Source organism: Mucilaginibacter lutimaris (genome assembly GCF_042676625.1).
GTDB lineage: Bacteria > Bacteroidota > Bacteroidia > Sphingobacteriales > Sphingobacteriaceae > Mucilaginibacter > Mucilaginibacter lutimaris.
The window spans coordinates 1,084,184-1,106,117 of sequence record NZ_JBHTIA010000003.1; the positions used below are offsets into that span (position 1 = coordinate 1,084,184).

The 21,934-nt window shown below is 43.1% G+C and carries 19 protein-coding genes, 1 tRNA gene and 1 riboswitch; of the genes, 13 read left to right on the forward strand and 7 right to left on the reverse strand.

Features of this window, described 5'->3' with window-relative positions; genetic code table 11:
* Positions 1-32 precede the first annotated feature (32 nt).
* From ACFQZI_RS05735 to ACFQZI_RS05745, 3 genes are all read left to right on the forward strand, one after another.
* A complete protein-coding gene (locus ACFQZI_RS05735; RefSeq protein WP_377139603.1) occupies positions 33-374 on the forward strand; it encodes a HopJ type III effector protein in 342 nt (113 codons plus the stop codon).
* A 154-nt stretch (positions 375-528) separates the two neighbouring features.
* Positions 529-1,107, forward strand: a complete 579-nt coding sequence (locus tag ACFQZI_RS05740) for a TetR/AcrR family transcriptional regulator (protein WP_377139605.1) — start codon at positions 529-531, stop codon at positions 1,105-1,107.
* Positions 1,108-1,204: 97 nt separating this feature from the next.
* Positions 1,205-1,999 (forward strand): SDR family oxidoreductase, encoded by a 795-nt coding sequence (locus ACFQZI_RS05745; RefSeq protein ID WP_377139608.1) that lies wholly within the window; start codon positions 1,205-1,207, stop codon positions 1,997-1,999.
* Between the two features lie 10 nt (positions 2,000-2,009).
* On the opposite strand, the gene ACFQZI_RS05750 is transcribed toward ACFQZI_RS05745, so the two are convergent.
* The 5 genes from ACFQZI_RS05750 to ACFQZI_RS05770 form a co-directional block, all read right to left on the reverse strand.
* A tRNA-Cys gene (locus ACFQZI_RS05750) sits at positions 2,010-2,081 on the reverse strand.
* A gap of 37 nt (positions 2,082-2,118) precedes the next feature.
* On the reverse strand, positions 2,119-3,558 hold the full coding sequence (locus ACFQZI_RS05755) for a SusD/RagB family nutrient-binding outer membrane lipoprotein (protein ID WP_377139611.1): 1,440 nt from the start codon (positions 3,556-3,558) through the stop codon (positions 2,119-2,121).
* 7 nt (positions 3,559-3,565) lie between these two features.
* On the reverse strand, positions 3,566-6,754 hold the full coding sequence (locus tag ACFQZI_RS05760; protein ID WP_377139614.1) for a SusC/RagA family TonB-linked outer membrane protein: 3,189 nt from the start codon (positions 6,752-6,754) through the stop codon (positions 3,566-3,568).
* Positions 6,755-7,140: 386 nt separating this feature from the next.
* Positions 7,141-7,249: riboswitch (SAM riboswitch) on the reverse strand.
* A 166-nt stretch (positions 7,250-7,415) separates the two neighbouring features.
* Positions 7,416-7,646, reverse strand: coding sequence for a hypothetical protein (locus ACFQZI_RS05765; RefSeq protein ID WP_377139617.1), 231 nt, complete (start codon positions 7,644-7,646; stop codon positions 7,416-7,418).
* A gap of 75 nt (positions 7,647-7,721) precedes the next feature.
* Positions 7,722-9,500: a hypothetical protein gene (locus ACFQZI_RS05770; RefSeq protein ID WP_377139620.1), complete on the reverse strand. Its 1,779-nt coding sequence runs from the start codon at positions 9,498-9,500 to the stop codon at positions 7,722-7,724.
* A 118-nt stretch (positions 9,501-9,618) separates the two neighbouring features.
* Here ACFQZI_RS05770 and ACFQZI_RS05775 point away from each other — a divergent pair, with 118 nt between their 5' ends.
* The 10 genes from ACFQZI_RS05775 to adhP all read left to right on the forward strand — a co-directional run bounded on the left by ACFQZI_RS05775 (position 9,619) and on the right by adhP (position 19,422).
* Entirely contained in the window at positions 9,619-12,012 is a 2,394-nt protein-coding gene (locus ACFQZI_RS05775; RefSeq protein WP_377139623.1) for a heavy metal translocating P-type ATPase, read from the forward strand.
* Positions 12,009-12,170: a cbb3-type cytochrome oxidase assembly protein CcoS gene (ccoS, locus tag ACFQZI_RS05780; protein WP_377139626.1), complete on the forward strand. Its 162-nt coding sequence runs from the start codon at positions 12,009-12,011 to the stop codon at positions 12,168-12,170. The genes ACFQZI_RS05775 and ccoS overlap by 4 nt, the downstream gene beginning before the upstream one ends.
* An 83-nt stretch (positions 12,171-12,253) precedes the next feature.
* Positions 12,254-14,377, forward strand: coding sequence for a cytochrome-c oxidase, cbb3-type subunit I (gene ccoN, locus ACFQZI_RS05785; protein WP_377139629.1), 2,124 nt, complete (start codon positions 12,254-12,256; stop codon positions 14,375-14,377).
* A 7-nt stretch (positions 14,378-14,384) separates the two neighbouring features.
* Positions 14,385-14,576, forward strand: coding sequence for a hypothetical protein (locus ACFQZI_RS05790; RefSeq protein ID WP_377139632.1), 192 nt, complete (start codon positions 14,385-14,387; stop codon positions 14,574-14,576).
* Positions 14,573-15,460, forward strand: coding sequence for a cbb3-type cytochrome c oxidase N-terminal domain-containing protein (locus tag ACFQZI_RS05795; RefSeq protein WP_377139634.1), 888 nt, complete (start codon positions 14,573-14,575; stop codon positions 15,458-15,460). The genes ACFQZI_RS05790 and ACFQZI_RS05795 overlap by 4 nt, the downstream gene beginning before the upstream one ends.
* Before the next feature lie 7 nt (positions 15,461-15,467).
* The gene (gene ccoG, locus ACFQZI_RS05800) at positions 15,468-16,838 is read left to right on the forward strand and encodes a cytochrome c oxidase accessory protein CcoG (RefSeq protein ID WP_377139636.1); all 1,371 of its coding nucleotides are present in this window, start codon (positions 15,468-15,470) and stop codon (positions 16,836-16,838) included.
* A 4-nt stretch (positions 16,839-16,842) separates the two neighbouring features.
* A complete protein-coding gene (locus ACFQZI_RS05805) occupies positions 16,843-17,271 on the forward strand; it encodes a FixH family protein (protein WP_377139639.1) in 429 nt (142 codons plus the stop codon).
* Complete coding sequence (locus tag ACFQZI_RS05810; RefSeq protein WP_377139641.1) at positions 17,261-17,941, forward strand: sulfite exporter TauE/SafE family protein; 681 nt, start codon at positions 17,261-17,263, stop codon at positions 17,939-17,941. The genes ACFQZI_RS05805 and ACFQZI_RS05810 overlap by 11 nt, the downstream gene beginning before the upstream one ends.
* 99 nt (positions 17,942-18,040) lie before the next feature.
* Positions 18,041-18,385 (forward strand): hypothetical protein, encoded by a 345-nt coding sequence (locus ACFQZI_RS05815; RefSeq protein ID WP_377139644.1) that lies wholly within the window; start codon positions 18,041-18,043, stop codon positions 18,383-18,385.
* Positions 18,386-18,387: 2 nt separating this feature from the next.
* The gene (adhP, locus tag ACFQZI_RS05820) at positions 18,388-19,422 is read left to right on the forward strand and encodes an alcohol dehydrogenase AdhP (RefSeq protein WP_377139647.1); all 1,035 of its coding nucleotides are present in this window, start codon (positions 18,388-18,390) and stop codon (positions 19,420-19,422) included.
* Positions 19,423-19,481: 59 nt separating this feature from the next.
* Here adhP and hemN read toward each other — a convergent pair whose 3' ends face one another.
* Positions 19,482-20,843, reverse strand: a complete 1,362-nt coding sequence (gene hemN / locus ACFQZI_RS05825) for an oxygen-independent coproporphyrinogen III oxidase (protein ID WP_377139650.1) — start codon at positions 20,841-20,843, stop codon at positions 19,482-19,484.
* 9 nt (positions 20,844-20,852) lie between these two features.
* The gene (locus tag ACFQZI_RS05830; RefSeq protein ID WP_377139652.1) at positions 20,853-21,875 is read right to left on the reverse strand and encodes a 2-hydroxyacid dehydrogenase; all 1,023 of its coding nucleotides are present in this window, start codon (positions 21,873-21,875) and stop codon (positions 20,853-20,855) included.
* Positions 21,876-21,934: the final 59 nt, after the last annotated feature.

Genomic DNA, 21,934 nt, shown 5'->3' on the forward strand with positions numbered 1-21,934 from the left:
ACTTATGTGGTCTGTTTTACTAATTTTGGCTTATGAAAGGAAAATTATTAAACCTGATAGCAGCTTTAAAAAACGGTTCAATAAAATTTGCTGATGTTATAAACTTTATAGATACGTATTACACCCATCAGCCAACAGCCTTCAAAAATGGTAATGCTTATAATGAGGCTACGCAAAACCAGGGCAGTGCAAAGGTGTTTACTTTTGCCAGGCTAAATAATTTAGGCAAAGACGATACTCTACAGTTGTTTGCAGAACATTATCAAGCGGTATTGGATACACCTAATGGCACAGATCACCAAAACATTAGGCAATTTATAGCAAATGGCTGGGAGGGAATATCTTTCGAGGGTGATGCCCTAACGTTGAAATAACGTGATCATTATACAATATTTATCAACCTAATCTTAGAGGTCGGCGAAATCTTAAAAGTAAGATGATTTGGCCGGGTTATTTAGTTGTATCTCATAAAAAAATGACACTATTTTAAAACAAGTGTTTCAGAATTAAATTATAATTGCAAAAGAAATGGCAAGGAATGTAGAATTTAATGAAGAGGAAGCTATCCAAAAGGCAATGGATGTTTTTTGGGAGAAGGGCTATAAAGGCGCCTCTCTGCGCGACCTTACCGATGCCATGAAAATTAATAGCAGCAGCCTGTATAACACCATTGGCGATAAGCAGGAACTGTTTGTAAAATGTGTTAAACACTACACCGGTATACGCCGGAAAGATATTGAGCAACGTTTAGCAAGTAAAGCCCCGGCATTTACAATTTTAAAAAAATATATAGATGATGCCGTTACGGTTATTATAACCGGGGCAAACGGATGTATGGCTATTAAGGCGGTTTTTGAGGCTGCTACTGATGACAAAAGAGTTACAGAAGCTTTAAAGGCCGACAGCGATTATGCTTACCAGTTTTTACATGACCTGATTGCGAAAGCGATGGAAGAGGGGGATATTTCTAAAGATGAGGACGCGGAACTGCTTGCCGATTATTTTATTAGTACCTGGACAGGCTGGCACGAATCATACCTACTTCACAAAGATCCTCTGAAGATCAAGCGAATGGCCCAGTATTTTATTAAGCAAATTTCTAAGTAATTTTTTTTCAATTATTCTAAAACAAACACTTCAGAATATATAAAGAAGTATTAGCAGTTATTTTGAAACAAACACTTCAGAATTATATAACAACAAAATGGAAAACAAACAAAATCAGATCAAAGATCTTGAAGGCAAAAAAGCCCTGGTAACAGGTGGCACCAAAGGTATCGGAAAAGCAATTGCAGACAGGCTGGCAGAGGCAGGCGCAACAGTTATTGTTACAGCCAGGAACCAACCTAATGGTGATATTAACCATCATTTTATTGCAGCAGATTTAACACAACCACAAGATGTAAGCAGCTTAACCGATGAGATCGACACAAATTTTGGAGGCGTTGACATACTGATCAATAATGTTGGAGGGCTTACCACCCCGGGTGGTGGCTTTAGCGCCTTAACCGATGAGCATTGGGAAAGCGAATTGCAATTGAATTTAATATCGGGCATAAGGCTGGACAGGGCCCTGTTACCCAAAATGATAGAACGCAACAATGGCGTAATTATTCACATATCTTCTGTTGCAGCCAAGCAAGCTTTGTGGAACCTTAATATGGCTTACGCGGTATCAAAGGCGGCGCTGAACGCATACAGTAAAACTCTGTCAACAGAACTGGCTCCTAAAGGTGTACGTGTACTTACGGTATCTCCGGGTGCAACTAAAACGCCGCCCATGGAAAAATTCATCCAGGATTTTGCTGCATCTGCAGGCATAACCATTGAGGAGGCCTTTAACCAATTGCTGGGCCAGGTTGGCGGTATACCAATGGGCAGAATGGCAGAGCCAAGTGAGGTTGCCTCGTTGGTGCACTTCCTGGTATCGCCCGCGGCGGCGTATCTTACCGGTACAAACTACGCTATAGACGGTGGTTCGTTACCTGTTGTACTATAATAGCATTAAGAGGTGTGAGGACGGATTCGAACCGTCGTATGAGGTTTTGCAGACCCCCGCCTAACCACTCGGCCACTCCACCTTATTAAAGGCCATGTATTTTTACATGGCCTTTCTAATTAATTTACATCAAACCATAGTTTGGTAGTAAGCACATCTGCACCCTGGCCGGCAACCGCGGTTTTATAATTTACACCATTTAAAGATTGTTCGGTGCCCGGGTATATAAATCTTACCGGCAGTTTACCGTTAAGTGTACCGGCAACAGCCGGTGCCAGTTGCGGGTAATCAAGCCTGCGCCACTCGGCAAAGGCTTCTAAACCCTGCCCAAACAGGGCTATCCACTTTTGCTCGCCAATAGATTTTTTAAAATTAGCAGCATCATATTGCACCGCAGGTGATGCAGTGTAGGTATTTATTGCTGCATCAGCAATGCCGTATTGTTTAAGCGAGACTGTAATGGCTTGCTTATAAAGCTCGGCGGGGTTTTCTGCTGTAAAGCCGCGTGCGGCAGCTTCGGCACGGTCAAACAATACTTCGGCATAGCTTATAATAACAGCAGGGGCGCCCGGCGCCAAAAAGTAAGCTCCAGGCTTTGATGTTTTGGTAAAACCGAGGTTGCTGGCATCGCCCACCAATAAGCCGTTAGGGATGCCTACATAGGTTTTAGGTGTCGCGTCCTTAGTCGGGCTGGCGTAAACCGGCAGGCGCGGGTCATTTAGCTCGAACAACTTATCTACTATGGTTTTGCTAATGCGGTAATCATCGCGTGTGTCAAACAAATTGCTGATGGGGTTTTGGTTTGGTGATGACAGGTAAACCAGCTGCGCGGTTTCATTATTGGCGCTGATGTAGCCACTGCCTTCGGCTTGTATCTCTGCCAATACCTGCTTTGCTTTCTCAGGTTCGCGGTCTGCAATTCTTAAGGCTATACGCAGGCGTAGCGAATTGGCGAATTTTTTCCAAAGCGAGATATTGTTGTTATAGATCACATCACCGGCAATAGCTTTACCAGAAGTATTTAACGATGCCTGCGCTGTTTTTAAATCATCCAGCAAGGAAAAATAAACATCCTTTTGTTTATCATAAACAGGGGTAAGATACTCGGTAATATTTGATGCCTGGGTGTATGGGATATCGCCATAGTTATCTGTCAGCAAAGTAAACACCCACGACCGTAATACAAGCGCCACTCCTTTGTAATTAGGGTTTGCCTGCGCATCAGCCAGTTTTATGATCTGGTTAAGGTTAACAATACTACGGCTATAGCCAACTGTCCATAAGTCCTGGAAGGAGGTATTAGTGTAAATATATCTGTCTGGGTCTGTGTACTGTATTTTTGCCCAATATTGTACAAATAGCAGGCTGGCATCCATATTATTAGCTGTTCCCCAATAAGTATCGGCGGTAGCTTTAATGGCGCCGGTTAATAAGTAATCGGGCTGGGCAACCTGCGAAGCGTTGGGGTTCTGGTTTATATCTACCAGGCTTTTTTTGCACGATACCGCCGATAATAAAAGCGTTCCGGATAATAGGAGGGTTGTATATTTAAGTTTCATGATCTTGTTAGAATTTAAGGTTAATGTTAAAACCAATGTTGCGCACTGTCGGGAGTGTCAGGTCTTCCAGCCCCTGTCCGTTGCCCGTATTAAAGGCGGTTTCGGGGTCGATGTTAGGTACGTTTTTATGGATTATCCAAAGGTTACGCCCAACTAATGATACTGTGGCAGATTGCAGGCCAATTCCTTTAACCCATTGTGAGGGAAAGGTGTACCCAATTTTTACCTCGCGGAGTTTAACATAAGAGGCGCTGTAAACAAAAGCTTCATCTACGTTGGTAAAGCCCTTATAGTACGATTGAGCGGGAATAATAGTAGTGTTGGCTGTACCATCGGCTTTTACGCCTTTAAAGATCATACCATCATCGTAAACAGTTTCACCGGCTGGTGCGCTTGCTCCGGTATTAACTTGTACAGCTCCAGCAGACGTGTTGTTACCGGGGTAGTAATAACTTAAGCCGCCGTTTGCCGCGCCGCGGCCCGGCAGGGTAGAGGCCAGCACGCCGGTGTAAGTGCCTGTACGGTTAGTATTTGAATAGATAGAGCCGCCGATACGTGCGTCTACCAAAAAGCTTAAGTTTATGCCCTTATAGCTAAAGCTGTTGGTAATGCCACCTAACCAGTCTGGTGTAAACTTACCAAGGTCCTGATTGGTGGGGTTAATAACCGGGGTGCCGTTTGCTCCAATAATAATATTACCGGATGCATCACGCTGATAGGTGGTACCAAACAGGGTGCCATACGGTTTACCTACAGCTGCCAGTACCTGCACAGTACGGTTTGTTCCGATTGTGTAGCTTTGCAGTCTTCCTTCGTCGTCAAGCGAATTTACTTTGCTGCGGTTACGCGAGTAATTTACGTTTATATCCCACGAAAAATCTTTTGTTTTTACCGGTGTAAGGCCTAATTGTACCTCCAGGCCTTTATTGTTTATTCGCCCGCCGTTAATAAGCTTTTGGCTGTAGCCGGTAGTTGGGCTAACCAACACGCTCAGGATCTGGTTAACACTGTTGGTGTTATAAACACTTACATCAAGCCTAACCCGGTCCTTTAAAAAGCCTAATTCTACCCCTGCTTCGCCGGATGTAGTTATCTCCGGTTTCAGGTCGGGGTTAAGATATGTACCCGAAGCATTTTGCTGCGGGCTCGATCCAAACGGCGCGATAAAATTATATGTGTTTATTAACTGATAGGCTGTAGCAGGCTTACCCACACGAGACCAGCCGCCCCTAAGTTTAGCATAACTTAAGAGATCGCTTTTAATATCGAGGGCTTCTGATAATATTAAACTCCCGTTAACTGATGGATAAAAATACGACAGATTATTTAAGGGCAGGGTAGAAGACCAATCGTTACGTGTAGTGAAATTCAGGAACGCGTAATCCCTGAAACCAACTTGTGCCGAAGCAAAATAGCTATACGTTTTTGTGCGTGCATAATCGTTAGATGAAACCAGCGGATCGCGCGAATTGCTTAACGTATACAGGCCCGCAACTGCCAGTTTTGGTGCAAGCTGGTAGTTACGCTCAAGTAAATTAGTTGCTATGTTACCGCCGGCTAATAGATCTATACTGAAATCTTTGTTTAACTTTTTGGTGTATTGTAAACGGCCTTCGGTATTGGTTTCGGTAATGCCGTAAGCATCCTCTTCGTACGAGCCAAATGGCGTGCCATTGGTGCCATAAGCAATGCGGCTTTTGCGGCGGTCATTAGAATAATCGGTACCTACGCGCAGGTTGGCAGATAGGCCGCTGATGATCTTATAATTTAATTCAATACTCCCGATAAGACGGTTTTTGTGTTGGCCTACTGTATTTTCGTAAGCAATAAAATATGGGTTACTATAATAGCTGTTATTCCAGTTTATATTATTACCCGCAGCATCCCGGTAGTTTTTGAGCTGATCAATATCAACCTGGCGGCCAAACCATGTAAATTGCAGCATGGTACTTGTTGCGCGCCTGCCGTATGCGCCGGGTAAGTTGTCGGCATCGTCTTTTATATAATTAGCTATAGTGGTGACGGTTAATTTGGGCGTTGGCCTAAAGGTGCCGTTAAATGAAAATGTGTTACGGCCCTGCGACGAGTTTGGTACAACCCCGGTTTGATGAAGGTTGTTATACGAGATCCTGTAGTCAAACTTTTCGTCGCTACCGGCTAAGGCCACACCGTTGTTATAGGTAACACCTGTTTTAAAGAAATCGCGCACGTTGTTAGGATGTGCTACAAATTGTGCGGGTTGCCCGTTAGAAAAGAATTGGGGTATTAGCCTACCGTCTAAGGGTGGGCCCCAGCTTTCGTCTACACCGTCATTTACACCACCTCCTTTACCATCAACGTAGCTGAATTTTCCATTCGAACCCTGGCCATATTGGTTTTGATAATCGGGGAATACTTTTAGCGTAGCAAAAGTAGTGTTTGAGTTAATGGTTATACCAAGGCCTTTGGCGCCTTTTCCTGTTTTTGTTTTAATGAGTATAACACCGGCGGCAGCACGCGAACCATATAACGCAGCAGCGTTAGGCCCCTTTAGCACGCTTACGCTCTCTATATCATCGGGGTTAATGTCTGCCAATGGGTTGGCAAAATCGCGCGAACCATTGGTGCCAAGGCGTTGTATATTATCTACTATAATACCATCAATAACAAATAATGGCTGGTTTTCGCCGGCAATAGAGGTTTCGCCCCTGATGATAATGCGGGACGAGCCCATATCTCCCTGGCTGCTGGTTACCTGCACACCAGCCACTTTTCCTGCAAATGAATTGATCAAGTTAGTTTCTTTGGCTTCAGAAAAATCCTTTGATTTTAAACCCTGCACCGCGTAACCTAACGATTTTTTGTCTTTAGATATGTTAAGTGCGGTTACCACTACCTCGTTAAGGGAATTAGGTGCGTCTTGTAAAACAATTCTTAAAGGAGTGCCATCGTTGGTAACAGTTATTTCCTTGGTTGCGAAGCCTATATACGAGATCTTTAATATATCATTCGCATTTGCTTTAATGTTGAATTTTCCTTCAACATCGGTTTGGGTGCCGTTTGTAGTTCCTTTTACGGCAATAGTAACACCCGGCAGGGGTTGCCCGTCTGAGGCAGCGGTAACTACCCCGCTAACCTGTATAGCCTGGGCGTTTGCCTGCTGTAGGGTTAAAAATAGCAGTATAACTGCCAATATGGGTTTGTAAATTTTAAACATGGTTTTGTTTTTTTGTTTGTGATAAACGGCCAATACAAGTTATAGCAAGCACACACAAGGTTGCCGAAACACCGCAAACCAGTTACTTAAATAATTTGTAGAAAATAAATGGATAATGATTTCCCCGGGGTAATTAGCAGGATGCTAACCCAGGTAAATAGTTGCTAATTAACAGCAGCAACAACACATGGCAGGCATGCGGGCAGGCAAGAACAGATCGATGCAGAAATTTACTAAGCTTAACAGGCTACTTCGTTCAATAAGGGTAATAAGTGCTTTCATATAAAATTTAACTAAATTTTAGTTCGCGGTCTAATTACCAATTAACCTCGTGGGCGCAAATGATGATATAATGATTGCCCTGGTGGCACGCAAACAATTTGCTTACATTATCTTTTCTGCATTGCTACAGATAGGAATTAGCACCTTTATACCTTTGGCGTACAGGTTGCTAAGACATCATCGGGCCTATCCCTCAGTCTTTCTTGATAATTAGTTAAGAACTATTTCGATGCAAATATAAAACATAAATATATAAAGTCTATAGTTTTTATAGAAATTATTTATTTAATGCATTTTCAATCGCTTAGGAATAAAATAGAAGAAGTTTCGAGATCAGATATTGTGAACACGGTATAGGTTCGATGCATATTACACTAAGTTACTTAGGCATTATTTCAAAATCTTCCTGGTGCGCAAACATTCTTCCCTCATGTTCCCAATTGAGTGTAAGCTTCCATTTACCTTCACTACAATTGTTTACCGGGATTTCCAATAAATTATCTTTCGAACTCTCAACCTTTATACGCAGGCAAGTGTCGGTACAGTTAACCGGCGATAGGACCGCGTTCCCCTTAACCGGGTGGTTAAAATTAAATTGTATAGTTTTCATGGGGCTTACAGATTTATAGCCCAATTTAAACCACTACTCTTATTAAAAAAATGACTATAGTCAGTTATTCAATGTTTAAAAATTAAATAGCGGTTGCTTAAGTAACATATCCTCAAAAGCTTGTAATTGCGCCCGTGCATTATCTGGTAGTAGCTGTATCTCGCTAAAAATGGTTTTGTAGTAGTTTATACCGTTTAAAAGTTGTTCTTTAAATTTAAACATTTGTTTGCTCTTCTTATCAGTTAAAGTCGCCATGCTATGCTGAATATCTTTTTGGAGATAATTCATATAAAGTTCAAGCTCTTTTATAAACATATGCGGGCGCGCGGCATTTTTTAAAATATCAAGTTTGCCATAAATATGTCCAACCATTTCATCCAACGAAAATGTTTTTTTAAAGTAGGCAAGGTTCGGCCCCGGGCAAATTGCTACAGCGGTATTCTCTTTAGGTTTGGCAATATTGTACTTGATATATGCCGAGGAGCAAAGCCCTTCGCAAAGGCAAATTTTTTCGGTTATGGTGTCAAATAATGCTTTATGCTCGGTCTCCGGTAAATGCAATTCTTCAAGTTGTTTTATTTTAAGGTTTTGATATTCTCTTGACGCGGTGCAAATGGGTTGAGCTGTAAACTCGGTATTACTACAAAGGAACTTTTTGGTGCAGGGGCTGCCGGGCCTGTTGTTGTGGATGCGAGCTAACCTAAGCTGTTCTGATGAACTGGGTTTAAAGTTATTGAACAATATTCCCATTGGCGATGAATTGCTTAAATAGTAGTCGCTTTCTGTGGCGCCGGTTAACTTGCTAAGTGTTTCGTCATCAACATTAGTAGCTTCGGGTACCAGCAGGAAGGGGCTGCCCCAACCTGTAGCATCAACGTTATAATATTGTTTTAAAAAGTTATTTTCTTCTGCAGTACCTATGCCGCCTTGTACACTTATCTTTTGCGCGGGCGGTTTGCTTGTAAATATCCCTTTTTGTACAAGCGCACTGTCATACAGTGTATATAGTTCGTCAAGCATTTCCGCACGGCGGGTTTTAAACTCGTCCAAAATAGGTCCCAGCAGATAACCCTCTGTTGCAAAAGCATGCCCGCCGCAATTCAGGCCCGATTCTATTCTGAATTCGGATATCCAAAGCCCTTTTTTTGCCAGGAATTTTGCCTGTATAAATGCCGAGCGAAAATCGCTTACTTTAAGTATTATCTTCTTTTTAAGCTGCCCGTTATTATCCGGGTAAAAATCAGCGAAGTTTTCTAAATAGCTATATAACTTCGGGTTCATACCTGCCGATAAAATAACTGATGACTGAAGATCACTTTGCGCAAAACCCCGCAATGCGGCAAGCGCGTCGGTATTTTCATCACCGGTATAGTTGCCATCGGCGTTAAAGTTCATTTTATCTACCTTGGCCATAATATTTACATCTATAGACCCTTTAGTGATATTATTACGAAGTATAGTTTGAAATATTTTTTTTTGTATTCCATCCGGATACTCCATCATCAAATCGTAGCCTTGTTTTAGCTGCGATGTTTCGGGCAATAAGTCAAAGTAGCGGCAAAGATCGGATCCCGCCTCAAAAGGTTGCTTTCTTAAAACCTCAAATTGCTCATCAACCAATTTTTTAATAAGGTTTAAATAAGCAGTAATACGTTTTGCGCGATAATCTGCGTCTGTTTTTTTAAGAGGCGTAAACGCCTGGCCGTTTTGGAGCGAGTGATGCTCGCGCATACGTTCTATCAGTTCATCATCAACAATAGACATAACCGATGATATACCGTAGCGTGCTACCTTAAGTGGCGTATCGATAGAAAAACCTAAACCTAAAACGGGGATATGGAATGTATGGCTCATGGGCCAAAAGTAACCCGCCTTTGTATGGCTAAAACTGACCACCGTCACTTTTTGCCCTAATCGTCATCACTATTTATCAGCCCTAAAACAGGCAGTTTTGGATATTAAATATCCACAAATGACGGAAAGTATTTTTAAAGAAAAAACCACCTGTTACCACTGCGGAGACGAGTGCTTAAGCACAAACTATATAGTTGAAGACAAGCATTTTTGCTGCCTGGGGTGTAAAAGCGTTTACAGCATACTATCAGCTAATAACCTTTGCAGCTATTATAATTTTAACGACCACCCGGGCTTAACACGCAACCGTACAGCTAAGCGTTTTGATTACCTTGACGAGCCCGGCATAGTGAACGAATTGTTAGATTACCAGGACGAGGGCCTCGCTATAGTTACCCTATATATCCCGCATATTCATTGCAGTTCGTGCATTTGGCTGCTGGAAAAACTGAACAAGTTTAACCCAGCCATATTGTACAGCCGGATAGATTTCCTGAAAAAACAGTTAAATATTAAGTACCATCCTAAGCAGCTTACGCTAAAGCAACTGGTTGAGCTGCTTTTTGATATTGGTTACGAACCGCTAATAAGCCTGCAGGATGTTATTAAAAAGCAGAACCGCGTTAATGATAAAGACAACCTGGTACAGCGTATTGCTGTTGCCGGATTTTGCTTTGGCAATGTAATGCTGCTTAGCTTCCCCGAGTATCTTGGGCTGTCTGCTTTAGAGCAAAACTTTAAGCATTTTTTTGGCTGGTTAAATATCCTGTTTTCGCTGCCTGTAGTATTTTACAGCGGGCACGAATACTTTGTTTCGGCGTGGCAAAACCTTCGTAACAAAGTTTTAAATATAGATTTTCCACTGGCCCTGGGTATAGCGGTATTATTTGCCCGAACGGTTATTGAAATATTAACGCATGCAGGCGCCGGTTTTGCCGATACGCTTTGCGGGCTGGTGTTTTTCTTGCTGGTTGGTAAGTTTGTACAGCGCAAAACTTATCATCACATCTCGTTCGAGCGCGACTACCGCTCGTTCTTCCCGGTGGCGGTGCAGGTGGTAACAAATGATACTGAATACCCCGTTCCGCTTGCCGACCTTAAAGTTGGCCAACGGATTGTGTTGCGCCATAACGAAATTATCCCTGCCGATGCCATCTTACTAAAAGGTGAGGCCCTGATAGATTTTAGCTTCGTAACAGGCGAATCGGTACCGGTTAGTAAAACCCTGGGCGAGATAATTTATGCCGGCGGCAGGCAAACCAGTGAGGCTATAGAGTTAGAGGTGGTAAAACCTGTTTCGCAAAGCTACCTCACACAACTTTGGAACAACGAAGCATTTGCCCGCCGGCAGGATAACCGCATGCAAACTTTTAACGAGCGTATTAGCAAATACTTTACAATAGTATTATTAGCTGTCGCTTTTGGTTCGCTTATTTTTTGGCTGCCAACAAGTTTAAGCAGGGGGCTGGCAGCTTTTACGGCGGTGTTAATTGTTGCATGCCCCTGCGCACTGGCGCTAAGCACGCCGTTTACCATGTCGGCGGCGTTAAGCATATTCGATAGGAACCTTTTTTACTTAAAAAACACGGCTGTAGTAGAGCAGTTGGCCAGGATAGATACTGTTGTATTTGATAAAACAGGTACCATAACAACAGCTACCGACAGCCAGATAACACTTACAGGCACACTATCGCCTTTAGAGGCAGAGTTGGTTTACAGCACCTGTGTAAACTCTAACCACCCGCTATCGCGGATGATATGCCAATATCTTGGTAGGGTTAAAAAACACGGTATAGATCATTATAAGGAAACGCCCGGCGAGGGTATAAACGCGCTGATAGGTAAGCATCATATACGTATTGGCAGTGGTAAATTTTTGTTTGGCGAGGTTGAAGAATCTGTAGGGCAAACCCGTGTACATATGCTTGTTAACGGGCGTTATTGCGGTTATTTCGCTTTCAGGCAGCAATACAGGCCAGGTTTGCAGCAAACCGTGGAGGATTTATCATTATATCAAACTTTCCTTATTTCGGGAGATAGTGATCATGAAAAAAATGAATTATTGCACGTGTTTAAAACCGCCGACAGGATGGGTTTTAATCAATCGCCGCAAAATAAGCTCGATTTTATACAACTTTTACAGAGGTTAAAAGGAAAGGTGATGATGATGGGCGATGGCCTTAACGATGCCGGCGCCCTAAAGCAAAGCGACCTGGGCATAGCCGTAACCGATAATATCAATAACTTTTCGCCCGGCTGCGATGCCATATTAGATGGCCGGTCGTTTAACAAGCTGCCCGCTTTTTTGAGGTTCTCTAAAAGCACGGTAGTTATCATTCATATTTCATTTTTAATATCGCTTACCTATAACCTTATTGGTTTAAGTTACGCGGTTACGGGCAACTTGTCGCCTTTAATTGCGGCAATACTTATGCCTTTAAGCACAGCAACAATTATTTCTTTTACCACTATTGCAACACACTTCGCAGCAAAAAGGAGGGGGCTGTTATGAGTATCATATATTTTTTAATCGGATGCAGCGTGCTTTTGGCGCTCGCATTCTTAACCGCGTTTTTCTGGGCACAGCGTACGGGCCAAAATGATGATCTGTACACCCCGTCGGTACGCATTTTATTAGACGATGAGATCGAAGCCGACGAAAAAAAGTGACCGCTATCATCTTTTCTTAAAATCCCAATCATTCTTAGCCTGCCCGGCTTAAAATATTTTTACAACATCAATAAACAACACATATGCAGCCCGAAAAATTTTACTATGACAATAAGATCGTAAGAAATTTTGGTATAGCCACCATTGTTTGGGGTATTATCGGAATGACAGTAGGCCTTATTGCAGCCATCCAGTTATTTAAGCCCGGTATGAACATGGGCAACCAGTACACCACTTTTGGCCGTATCCGCCCGTTGCATACCAATGCGGTGATCTTCGCATTTGTGGGCAACGCCATATTTATGGGCGTTTACTATTCCTTACAGCGGTTGTTAAAAGCCCGCATGTTCAGCAATTTTTTAAGCAATGTACATTTTTGGGGGTGGCAGCTTATTATACTGTCAGCCGTTATTACCCTTCCATTAGGCTTAACAACATCTCACGAGTATGCCGAACTGGAGTGGCCAATTGATATTGCCATAACCATAATTTGGGTAGTATTTGGTATCAATATGTTTGGTACCATATTTAAGCGCCGTGAACGCCATTTATATGTAGCTATTTGGTTTTACATAGCCACATTTGTAACAATTGCTGTTTTGCATATAGTTAACTCATTCGAGTTACCGGTTTCGGCTTTTAAAAGTTACATGGTTTATGCCGGTGTGCAAGACGCGCTTGTGCAGTGGTGGTATGGCCACAATGCCGTTGCGTTTTTTCTGACTACGCCATACCTGGGCATGATGTATTACTTTTTGCCTAAGATGGCTAACAGGCCTATTTATTCATACAAACTTAGTATCCTTCACTTTTGGGCGCTGATATTCATTTATATATGGGCCGGCCCGCACCATTTATTGTATACAACATTACCGGGCTGGGCGCAATCTTTAGGTATCGCGTTTTCTATAATGCTTATTGCACCAAGCTGGGGCGGTATGATAAATGGCTTGCTGACCCTGCGTGGCGCCTGGGATAAAGTGCGCGATGATGTTGTACTTAAATTTATGGTTGTTGGCTTAACCGCTTATGGTATGGCCACGTTTGAAGGCCCTATGCTATCGCTTAAACAGGTGAACGGCCTTGCCCACTTTACCGATTGGATAGTAGCACACGTGCACGTTGGCGCCCTTGGCTGGAATGGCTTTTTAACCTTTGCTATCTTGTATTGGCTAATACCGCGCATCTATAAAACTAATTTATATTCCAAGAAAATGGCCGGGTTCCATTTCTGGATAGGCACATTAGGTATCCTGTTTTATGCTATACCCATGTACTGGGCCGGTTTTACCCAAGGATTGATGCTTAAGGAATTTACACCCGAAGGCATGCTTAAATACCCTAACTTTTTAGAAACCACCCTGCGCATCATTCCTATGCACGTAATGCGCTCTATTGGCGGTACTTTTTACTTGTTGGGTGCAATTGTTATGGCTTATAACCTTGCCCGCACCATGATGCAGGGTCAGCTGGTAGCCAACGAAGCTGCCGAATCTCTGCCGTTAGAGCCTGTAAACGCGGCTGCCGAAAGTGGCTGGCACCGCAGGCTGGAACGCAGGCCAATTCAACTGATGGTGGGCGCGCTGATCGTGATATTGGTAGGTACGGTAATTGAGCTGATGCCAACTCTAACCATATCATCAAACGTGCCTACAATAGCCAGTGTAAAACCTTACACGCCGCTGGAATTGCAGGGAAGGGATATTTATATCCGCGAGGGCTGTTCTAATTGTCACTCCCAAACCGTAAGGCCGTTCCGGTCAGAAACTGAGCGGTACGGCGAGTACAGTAAAGCCGGAGAGTTTGTATATGATCACCCATTCCTGTGGGGATCTAAGCGCACCGGTCCCGACCTGGCACGCGAAGGGCAGAAGTATGGCAACGCCTGGCATTATAACCACATGATGGACCCACGGCTGATGTCGCCGGGTAGTATCATGCCAAATTACGATTGGCTGCTAACCCAAACATTAGATACTACAACAACCCGTAGCAAAATAAATGCTATGCGTACGCTAGGTGTACCTTACGCGGCAGGTTACGAAAACCGGGCAAATGCCGACCTGAACAAGCAAGCGCAAGATATTGCCGACAACCTTGCTAAGGATAAAATAAAAGTAAAAAGCGATAAAGAGATCATTGCCATTATAGCTTACCTGCAAAGGTTGGGTGTAGATATAAAAGCAAATAAAACCGCCAATAAATAATAAAACCATGTTTAAACAATTCACCGAGAACATTAACGGGCACCAGGTTTACCTGCTTAGTTCGCTGGGTATATTCCTTGTATTTTTTATTGTTGTTGCCATTATCCTGTTCCGCTTAGGCAAAAAACATGTAGACCATATGAGCGCGCTGCCGCTGAGCGACAATGAGACAGATCCACTTAAAAACGTTTTGCAATGAAAAGGGTATCGTTCACTATAATAGCAGCTTTATTTGCTGCACAATCTGGTTTCGCCCAAAATGACAGCATGGTATCAGATGAAGTAAAAAACTACATAGGGTATGGAGCTATCATAACCATGTTGCTGTTATTTTTAGGTGTAATGCTCGTTTTATTACGAACATTTAAAGTGTTAACCCGTGTTATCCTTAAATCGCAGGGTTATACTAACCAGCAAATAGCGGCAGAATTACAGCCCGTTAAAAAAGAGAAGAAGCCAAAAGGCGAAGTATGGAATAAGCTTTTATCGTTAAAACCCCTATATGAAGAAAAAAGCCTGCTGATAGAACATGAATACGATGGGATACAGGAGCTTAATAACCCAACACCGGCCTGGTTTATGGTACTCTTTTATTCAACCATCATTTTTGGTATTGGCTATTTATTGGTTTACCACGTGTTTGACATTGGACAGCTGCAGGATGCCGAGTACAAAACAGAAATGGCGCAGGCAGAAGTAGCAAAAAAAATATACCTGAGCAAGGCTGCTAACCTGGTAGATGAAAATACAGTTAAATTCTCATCAGATCCGGCAATTCTGGTAGCAGGTAAGGCTATCTTTAAATCTACCTGCGCGCCATGCCATGGCGATAACGCGCAGGGTGCTGTAGGGCCAAACCTAACAGATGAGTATTGGCTGCATGGCGATAAGGTGAACGACATATTTAAAACCATTAAATACGGCGTTCCGGCTAAAGGTATGCCAACCTGGGAAAAGCAGTTATCGCCAAAGCAAATAGCCGATGTAGCAAATTACATTTTATCGGTGCAGGGTACCCATCCGGCTGGTGCTAAAGAACCGCAGGGAGATAAAGTAGTAAGTGAAAAATTAGCCTCTAATTAATAGTGTAATGGATACAGTTGTAAGTGACGCGCGAACAGAGAAAAGGCAATGGCTGTATCCATCCTTACGAAAGGGAAAGTTATACAAATGGCGGTCGGCAATCAGCTATGTGTATTTACTGTTCTTTTTCGCGGGGCCTTTCTTAAAAATTGGTGGCCAACCGCTTTTACTACTCAACTTTATAGAGCGCAGGTTTGTAATCTTAGGCCAGGTTTTTTGGCCGCAGGATATTTTCCTGTTTGTAATAGCAACATTGGTGTTTGTGGTTTTTGTAACGCTTTTTACAATAACATTCGGGCGGGTATTTTGCGGATGGATATGCCCGCAAACCATTTTTATGGAAATGGTTTTCCGTAAAATAGAGATTTGGATAGAGGGTGACGCCAACAAGCGACGCAAGCTGGATGCCGGCGGGTGGACCAACGAAAAGATCTTAAAAAAAGGTGCCAAGCATTTTATCTTCATACTGCTATCGTTTCTTATCGCCAACACCTTTTTGGCTTATGTTATTGGCAGCGAAAGCTTAATGCAAATAATTACTCAGCCGGTTGCCGCCCATGTTGTTGGGTTTATCAGTATATGGGTGTTTACAGCTGTTTTTTACATGGTGTATAGCCAGGTACGCGAATTGGTTTGTACTGTAATATGCCCCTATGGCCGGTTGCAGGGGGTTTTGATAGACAAAGATACCGTTGTAGTGGCTTATAACGATGTAAGGGGAGAGCCGCGCGGCAAATTGCGCAAAGATACCAACCAATCCTTAAAAGGTGATTGCGTGGATTGCGACCTTTGTGTAGCTGTTTGCCCTACGGGTATTGATATAAGGAAGGGCACACAGTTAGAGTGTATTAACTGTACGGCTTGTATAGATGCCTGTAACCATGTTATGGAAAAAATAAACAAGCCGTTAAACCTGGTGGGGTATTATTCGGAAAACATGATAAAGAATAACCAGAAACCAGCGTTTACCTGGCGCATGGCTGGTTACAGCGCTATAATGGTTTTGCTGATAGGCGTATTAAGCTATTTTATATTTAGCCGCAAGGATATGGATATAACGGTGATGCGCGGCGCAGGCATGCTTTACCAGGAACAACCGGGAGGATACATCAGCAATATTTACAACGCCGAGATCATCAATAAGTCTAACGTGACAAGATCAATAACCATAAGTACAACCGATCCGGCTTTTAAGATAAAATATATTCAGCCGCCGGGAACTATTGAAAAAGGAGGAGCGGTAAAAGTGGTGTTTTTTGTGATGATGTCTGCTTCGGCCATTCATTCGCCAAAAACAACGATTAAACTACAATTACTAAGCGGCGATAAAGTAATGGACACTCAAAGTACATCATTTATTGGCCCAATAAACAATTAACGATATGAACTGGGGAAAAGGATTAGTTATAGGGATGCTTCTTTTTATGAGTTTTATCATCAGCATGAGCTTTTATATGTTTAAAATGCCCGCCGATGATTATGACCATCAGTATTACGAAAAAGGCCTTAACTATAATACAGATTACGCTAAAGAAAAACAGGTTATTACCGATAAAGCCCGGCCAATAATTAAGCAGCTTGATGGCGAAATTTCTATCGCGTTTAAACAGCCTGCTACAGGTACAATAAAATTAATTACTCCGCTTGGCAAAAGTAAGGACCTGATATTTGCCTTAAATACCGGCCAACAAAATTACGCGACCATACCGGTAAATAAATTAAGTACCGGGAGGTGGGCTATCAGGATAGATTGGAACAGCGGGAATATCGGTTACTTATACCAACAGGATCTCTACATAAATGGAAAATAGCCAGGTAGCATTTTTAATTGGCCTTTTTGGCAGCGTGCATTGCGTTGGTATGTGCGGGCCCCTGGCTTTTAGCATCCCATCAGCCCAAAAGTACCGGTGGCTGTTGGTTGTTGATAAACTGCTTTACAACTTTGGGCGTATAACCACATATGCCGGGTTAGGGTTACTTTTAGGTACAGTAGGTAAGCTGTTATGGCTATCTGGCATGCAGCAAATACTTAGCATACTAAGTGGTATATTTGTTATAGCGTTTGGGGTTTTCAGGCTTGTAAAGTTTAAAGGATTTGCAGGTTCTTATGCATTCCCCTGGTTTTATAAAGCGGTTAATATGGGTATAAAACACAAAGCAGGGCATTTTGTATTAGGGATACTTAATGGCTTTTTACCCTGCGGTTTTGTGTATGTAGCACTTTTTGGCGCGCTAAATACCACCTCGCCGGCCGATGCCGCTATATTTATGTTTTGGTTTGGAATGGGCACCCTGCCGCTTATGTTTATTGCCATGCTCAGCTTAGGTTTTTTAAGCCCGCTTATACGCCGCCGCATTAATGTTGTAATGCCTTATTTAATGATATGCCTTGGCTGCTGGTTCATCTTAAGAGGCTCGGGTTTAAACATTCCATACTTAAGCCCGGTAGTAAAACAGGTAGGGGTTAGCGTGTGCCATTAAGGCTCATAAGAATGTGACCACCGTCATATTAAAACCCTACCGGCATCATTCGCTTGCGGTAGCTATTACCGCACTTTTGTCATAATAAATATCAACATTATGGCAACTTTAACAAATACAACAGCTCAATGGAGCAATGTTTCTTCAACAAATAATAATGGCGGCCTATTAAACAAAATAACCGCCCTGGCCGATAAGCAAGCGCCTAACCGTACGCTTTGGTTTATGGTTTCATTAATAGCACAGGGTGTATTGTTTTTACCGGTTCCTGCTGTTTTGCTTTTTTATTTCCATGCGCCTCTTGCGGTGTTAGCTGTAACACTGGGGCTTTTCTTTTCTAATATTATTGCAGGTATGGGCGGCGCGGGCATCCGTGTAATGCTTGGCTTTTTTGCTTTTAGCATACTTGCACATTTAATAATGATAATATTATTTACGATATAATTATGATCCCAAAAACAATGAAAGCCGCGGTTATCCATAAGTTTGGGCAACCGTTGATTATTGAGGATGTACCAGTACCAACACCCGGCGAGAACCAGTTGTTGGTAAAGGTAGTAGCCTGTGGCGTTTGCCATACCGACCTGCATGCCGCAAATGGCGACTGGCCAGTAAAGCCGCAACTTCCGCTTATAGCAGGACACGAAGCCATTGGCTATGTGGTAGCTTTAGGTACAGGTATTAAGAATGTGGCTATTGGCGATATAGTAGGTGCGCCATGGCTGCATAGTGCCTGCGGATGCTGCGAGTTTTGTATAACCGGATGGGAAACCCTTTGCGAAGAGCAGAAAAACGGGGGTTACAGTGTTAATGGCGGTTTTGCTGAATATGTTGTTGCCGATTCGCGTTACGTGGCTCATTTCCCAAAGGGGATAAGCTTTGCCGAGATGGCGCCAATTATTTGCGCGGGTGTAACCGTTTATAAAGGTTTGAAAGAAACTGAAGTAAAACCCGGCGAATGGGTGGCTATATCAGGCGTTGGCGGTTTGGGCCATTTGGCTGTACAATATGCGAAAGCCATGGGTATGCATGTTGCCGCCGTTGATATTGCCGACGATAAACTGGCACTGGCTAAACTACAGGGTGCAGAAATTACAGTTAATGCCCTTAACGAAAACCCCGGTGAGGTGCTTAAAAAAGCTACTGGTGGTATGCACGGTGTATTGGTTACGGCAGTATCTCCCATTGCTTTTGAGCAGGGAGTAGGCATGCTGCGGCGTAAAGGTACTATCGCTTTAAATGGTTTGCCAAAAGGTAGTTTCGACTTGCCCATATTTGAGACGGTACTTAACCGTTACACAGTACGCGGATCTATTGTTGGTACCCGTAAAGATATGCAGGAGGCTGTTGCTTTTGCTGTAGATGGTAAAGTAAAGGCTGATATACATACAGCTAAGCTGGAAGACATTAATCAGGTTTTTGATGATATGCGTAAAGGGGTTATCACCGGCAGGGTGGTGCTGAAGATAGCGGATGAGTAATTGGTTTTTGTTATTGTGTATAAGAAAGGCTATCTAAAATTTAGATAGCCTTTCTTGTGTTATACAGACATGCTGAATAATTGTGTTGTTGGTTTATCGCACCAAAGCCTGGCATCAAGTGCCATACAAACATTACGTAAAAAGCGTTTACCTGCATCGGTAACCTGCAACCCCCACGGGAATAGCTCTATTAAGCCATCCTGCTCTAAAGGTTCCAGGCGTTCAATTCCTTCAGATAAATCTTCGCAAGTTTCGGTATGATGGTTCCAGGTTGTTTTGCCGGTACACATAATGTTGAGGATATGCTTACGGATCACAAGGTCATCATGCGTTAAAATGTGCCCTTTAAAAACTGGTAGCTCACCCAGCTCAATATCATTGATATAATCCTCGAGCTTTTTTTGATTTTGGGCGAAGCCATACCAGCTATCGCTAATGGCCGATACGCCAAGCCCCACCATTAATTGAGTGTGCTGATGTGTATAGCCCATAAAATTACGGTGCAGGGTACCTTTTGCCCCGGCTGTAACTAATTCATCATTAGGCAAGGCAAAGTGGTCCATGCCAATTTCGGCATAGCCAAAATTCTTTAACAGGCTTCTGCCTATTTCATATAGTTTTGCTTTAGTAGGGACATCCGGCAGATCGGCCTCGGTAAATTTGCGTTGCCCAGGTTTTATCCATGGTACATGGGCATAGCTGTAAAACGCTATCCTATCGGGAACCAGTTCGCTTACCAGGTGCATCGTTTTTACAAGGCTATCCATGGTTTGCAAAGGCAGGCCATAAATAAGGTCGTAGTTAATAGAGGTATAGCCAATATTGCGGGCCATGTAGGTTACGTTTCGTACCTGCTCTAAGGTTTGGTGCCGGTTAATGATCAATTGTACGGCAGGGTCAAAATCCTGTATCCCAAGGCTAAGCCGCCTAAAGCCGAGGTCGTACAACGTTTGTAAGTGTGCCTCTGTCGTATTACCGGGGTGCGCCTCAAAGCTAAATTCGGCATTGGGGTGTAAGTTCACCAGATCCAATAAACCCGTTATTAATTTTTGCAAGTTATAAGGGCTAAAAAAAGTAGGCGTACCACCGCCAAGGTGTAACTCGCGAATAACGGGCACATCGCCCATAATGCTCCTGTACATTTGCCATTCCTTTAAAACGGAATCAATATAAGGCTGCTCTACATTGTGGTTCTTAGTTATACGGGTATTACATCCGCAATAAGTGCAAAGGCTTTCGCAAAACGGCAAATGCACGTATAGGCTTATACCATCCTGAGTATTTGTTTCCTGAAAGGAGGTTTTTACTGATGCTAACCATTGCTGGGTACTAAAATTGCAGGTATCCCAGTAAGGCATGGTGGGGTAACTGGTATATCGCGGCGCCGCTACGTTATACTTTTGAGTAAGTTGTTTATACATAACAACAATTTAAATTTGGGGTAGGGTTTTGGGTACCTGGCAGCTATTGGCACACGCGCAGGCTTTACCAACGCATTTATTTTGCTGCCAAAGGTCAAGGTTTTTAATGGTTTGGTCGGCAATGCCCTGCAGCGCCTCCCTTGTTAAATAGGCCTGGTGCGGGGTAATTAAAACGTTGTCAAAATTCATTAACTCTTCAAGCAATTCATCTTTAACAGCGTCTTTTTCGTGATCCTCAAAAAACAGCCCTTTTTCAAATTCGTAAACATCAAGGCCCAGGTAACCAACCTTACCCGAGTAAATAGCCCTGATCACGTCTGTAGTTTTTATTAATGGCCCGCGCGAGGTATTGATGAGCATTACCCCATCCTTCATTTGCTGCAGGGATATTTGGTTGATGATGTGCCTTGTACCATCATTAAGCGGCACGTGCAGCGATATAATATCCGAACTGGCATACAGATCGGGAAGCGGCACATGTTCTACCAAAGTGTTATCTTTAGGGAAATCAAGGTCGTAACCAATAACCCTGCAGCCTAAGCCCTTAAATATGGCGGCAACAGCAAGGCCTGTATTGCCAAGGCCTATAATACCAACTGTTTTGCCCGCAAAGTTAAAACCCATTAAACCGTTATTGGTAAAGTTAAAATGGTGGCTATGTGTGTCGGCTTTTATTAAATTGCGGTTAAGGGCAAATGCAAGGGCAACCGCGTGCTCGGCAATTGCCTCGGGTGAGTAAAAGGGTACGTTTGCTACTTTAATTCCATGTTGGCCCGCGGCCACCCTGTCTATATGATCGGTACCAGCCGAGCGGGTCGCGATATATTTGATGCCAAGCCCGGCCAGTTTATCTATCACTTTTTCAGAAACATCATCGTTTGTAAAAACAACAACTGCATCTTTACCCTCGGCATAAATGGCGGTTTCTAAACTAAGCGGGTTTGATATGAGGGTTATTTCGTGTTTTTTTTGATTGGCTTTTGAAAGGAATTCCTTTTCAAACGGTTTTATACTATACGCTACTACTTTCATCCGCAATTTTGTTTCTTCAAAATTATTGCAAATGAAGGGCGGTATAGCTGAGCGCGGTC

What these genes read in the sequence shown, in the direction of transcription:
- ACFQZI_RS05735 (WP_377139603.1), top strand. Translation starts at nt 33, where the DNA reads ATGAAAGGAAAATTATTAAACCTGATAGCAGCTTTAAAAAACGGTTCA.
- ACFQZI_RS05740 (WP_377139605.1), top strand. Translation starts at nt 529, where the DNA reads ATGGCAAGGAATGTAGAATTTAATGAAGAGGAAGCTATCCAAAAGGCA.
- ACFQZI_RS05745 (WP_377139608.1), top strand. Translation starts at nt 1,205, where the DNA reads ATGGAAAACAAACAAAATCAGATCAAAGATCTTGAAGGCAAAAAAGCC.
- ACFQZI_RS05755 (WP_377139611.1), bottom strand. Translation starts at nt 3,558, where the DNA reads ATGAAACTTAAATATACAACCCTCCTATTATCCGGAACGCTTTTATTA.
- ACFQZI_RS05760 (WP_377139614.1), bottom strand. Translation starts at nt 6,754, where the DNA reads ATGTTTAAAATTTACAAACCCATATTGGCAGTTATACTGCTATTTTTA.
- ACFQZI_RS05765 (WP_377139617.1), bottom strand. Translation starts at nt 7,646, where the DNA reads ATGAAAACTATACAATTTAATTTTAACCACCCGGTTAAGGGGAACGCG.
- ACFQZI_RS05770 (WP_377139620.1), bottom strand. Translation starts at nt 9,500, where the DNA reads ATGAGCCATACATTCCATATCCCCGTTTTAGGTTTAGGTTTTTCTATC.
- ACFQZI_RS05775 (WP_377139623.1), top strand. Translation starts at nt 9,619, where the DNA reads ATGACGGAAAGTATTTTTAAAGAAAAAACCACCTGTTACCACTGCGGA.
- ccoS (WP_377139626.1), top strand. Translation starts at nt 12,009, where the DNA reads ATGAGTATCATATATTTTTTAATCGGATGCAGCGTGCTTTTGGCGCTC.
- ccoN (WP_377139629.1), top strand. Translation starts at nt 12,254, where the DNA reads ATGCAGCCCGAAAAATTTTACTATGACAATAAGATCGTAAGAAATTTT.
- ACFQZI_RS05790 (WP_377139632.1), top strand. Translation starts at nt 14,385, where the DNA reads ATGTTTAAACAATTCACCGAGAACATTAACGGGCACCAGGTTTACCTG.
- ACFQZI_RS05795 (WP_377139634.1), top strand. Translation starts at nt 14,573, where the DNA reads ATGAAAAGGGTATCGTTCACTATAATAGCAGCTTTATTTGCTGCACAA.
- ccoG (WP_377139636.1), top strand. Translation starts at nt 15,468, where the DNA reads ATGGATACAGTTGTAAGTGACGCGCGAACAGAGAAAAGGCAATGGCTG.
- ACFQZI_RS05805 (WP_377139639.1), top strand. Translation starts at nt 16,843, where the DNA reads ATGAACTGGGGAAAAGGATTAGTTATAGGGATGCTTCTTTTTATGAGT.
- ACFQZI_RS05810 (WP_377139641.1), top strand. Translation starts at nt 17,261, where the DNA reads ATGGAAAATAGCCAGGTAGCATTTTTAATTGGCCTTTTTGGCAGCGTG.
- ACFQZI_RS05815 (WP_377139644.1), top strand. Translation starts at nt 18,041, where the DNA reads ATGGCAACTTTAACAAATACAACAGCTCAATGGAGCAATGTTTCTTCA.
- adhP (WP_377139647.1), top strand. Translation starts at nt 18,388, where the DNA reads ATGATCCCAAAAACAATGAAAGCCGCGGTTATCCATAAGTTTGGGCAA.
- hemN (WP_377139650.1), bottom strand. Translation starts at nt 20,843, where the DNA reads ATGTATAAACAACTTACTCAAAAGTATAACGTAGCGGCGCCGCGATAT.
- ACFQZI_RS05830 (WP_377139652.1), bottom strand. Translation starts at nt 21,875, where the DNA reads ATGAAAGTAGTAGCGTATAGTATAAAACCGTTTGAAAAGGAATTCCTT.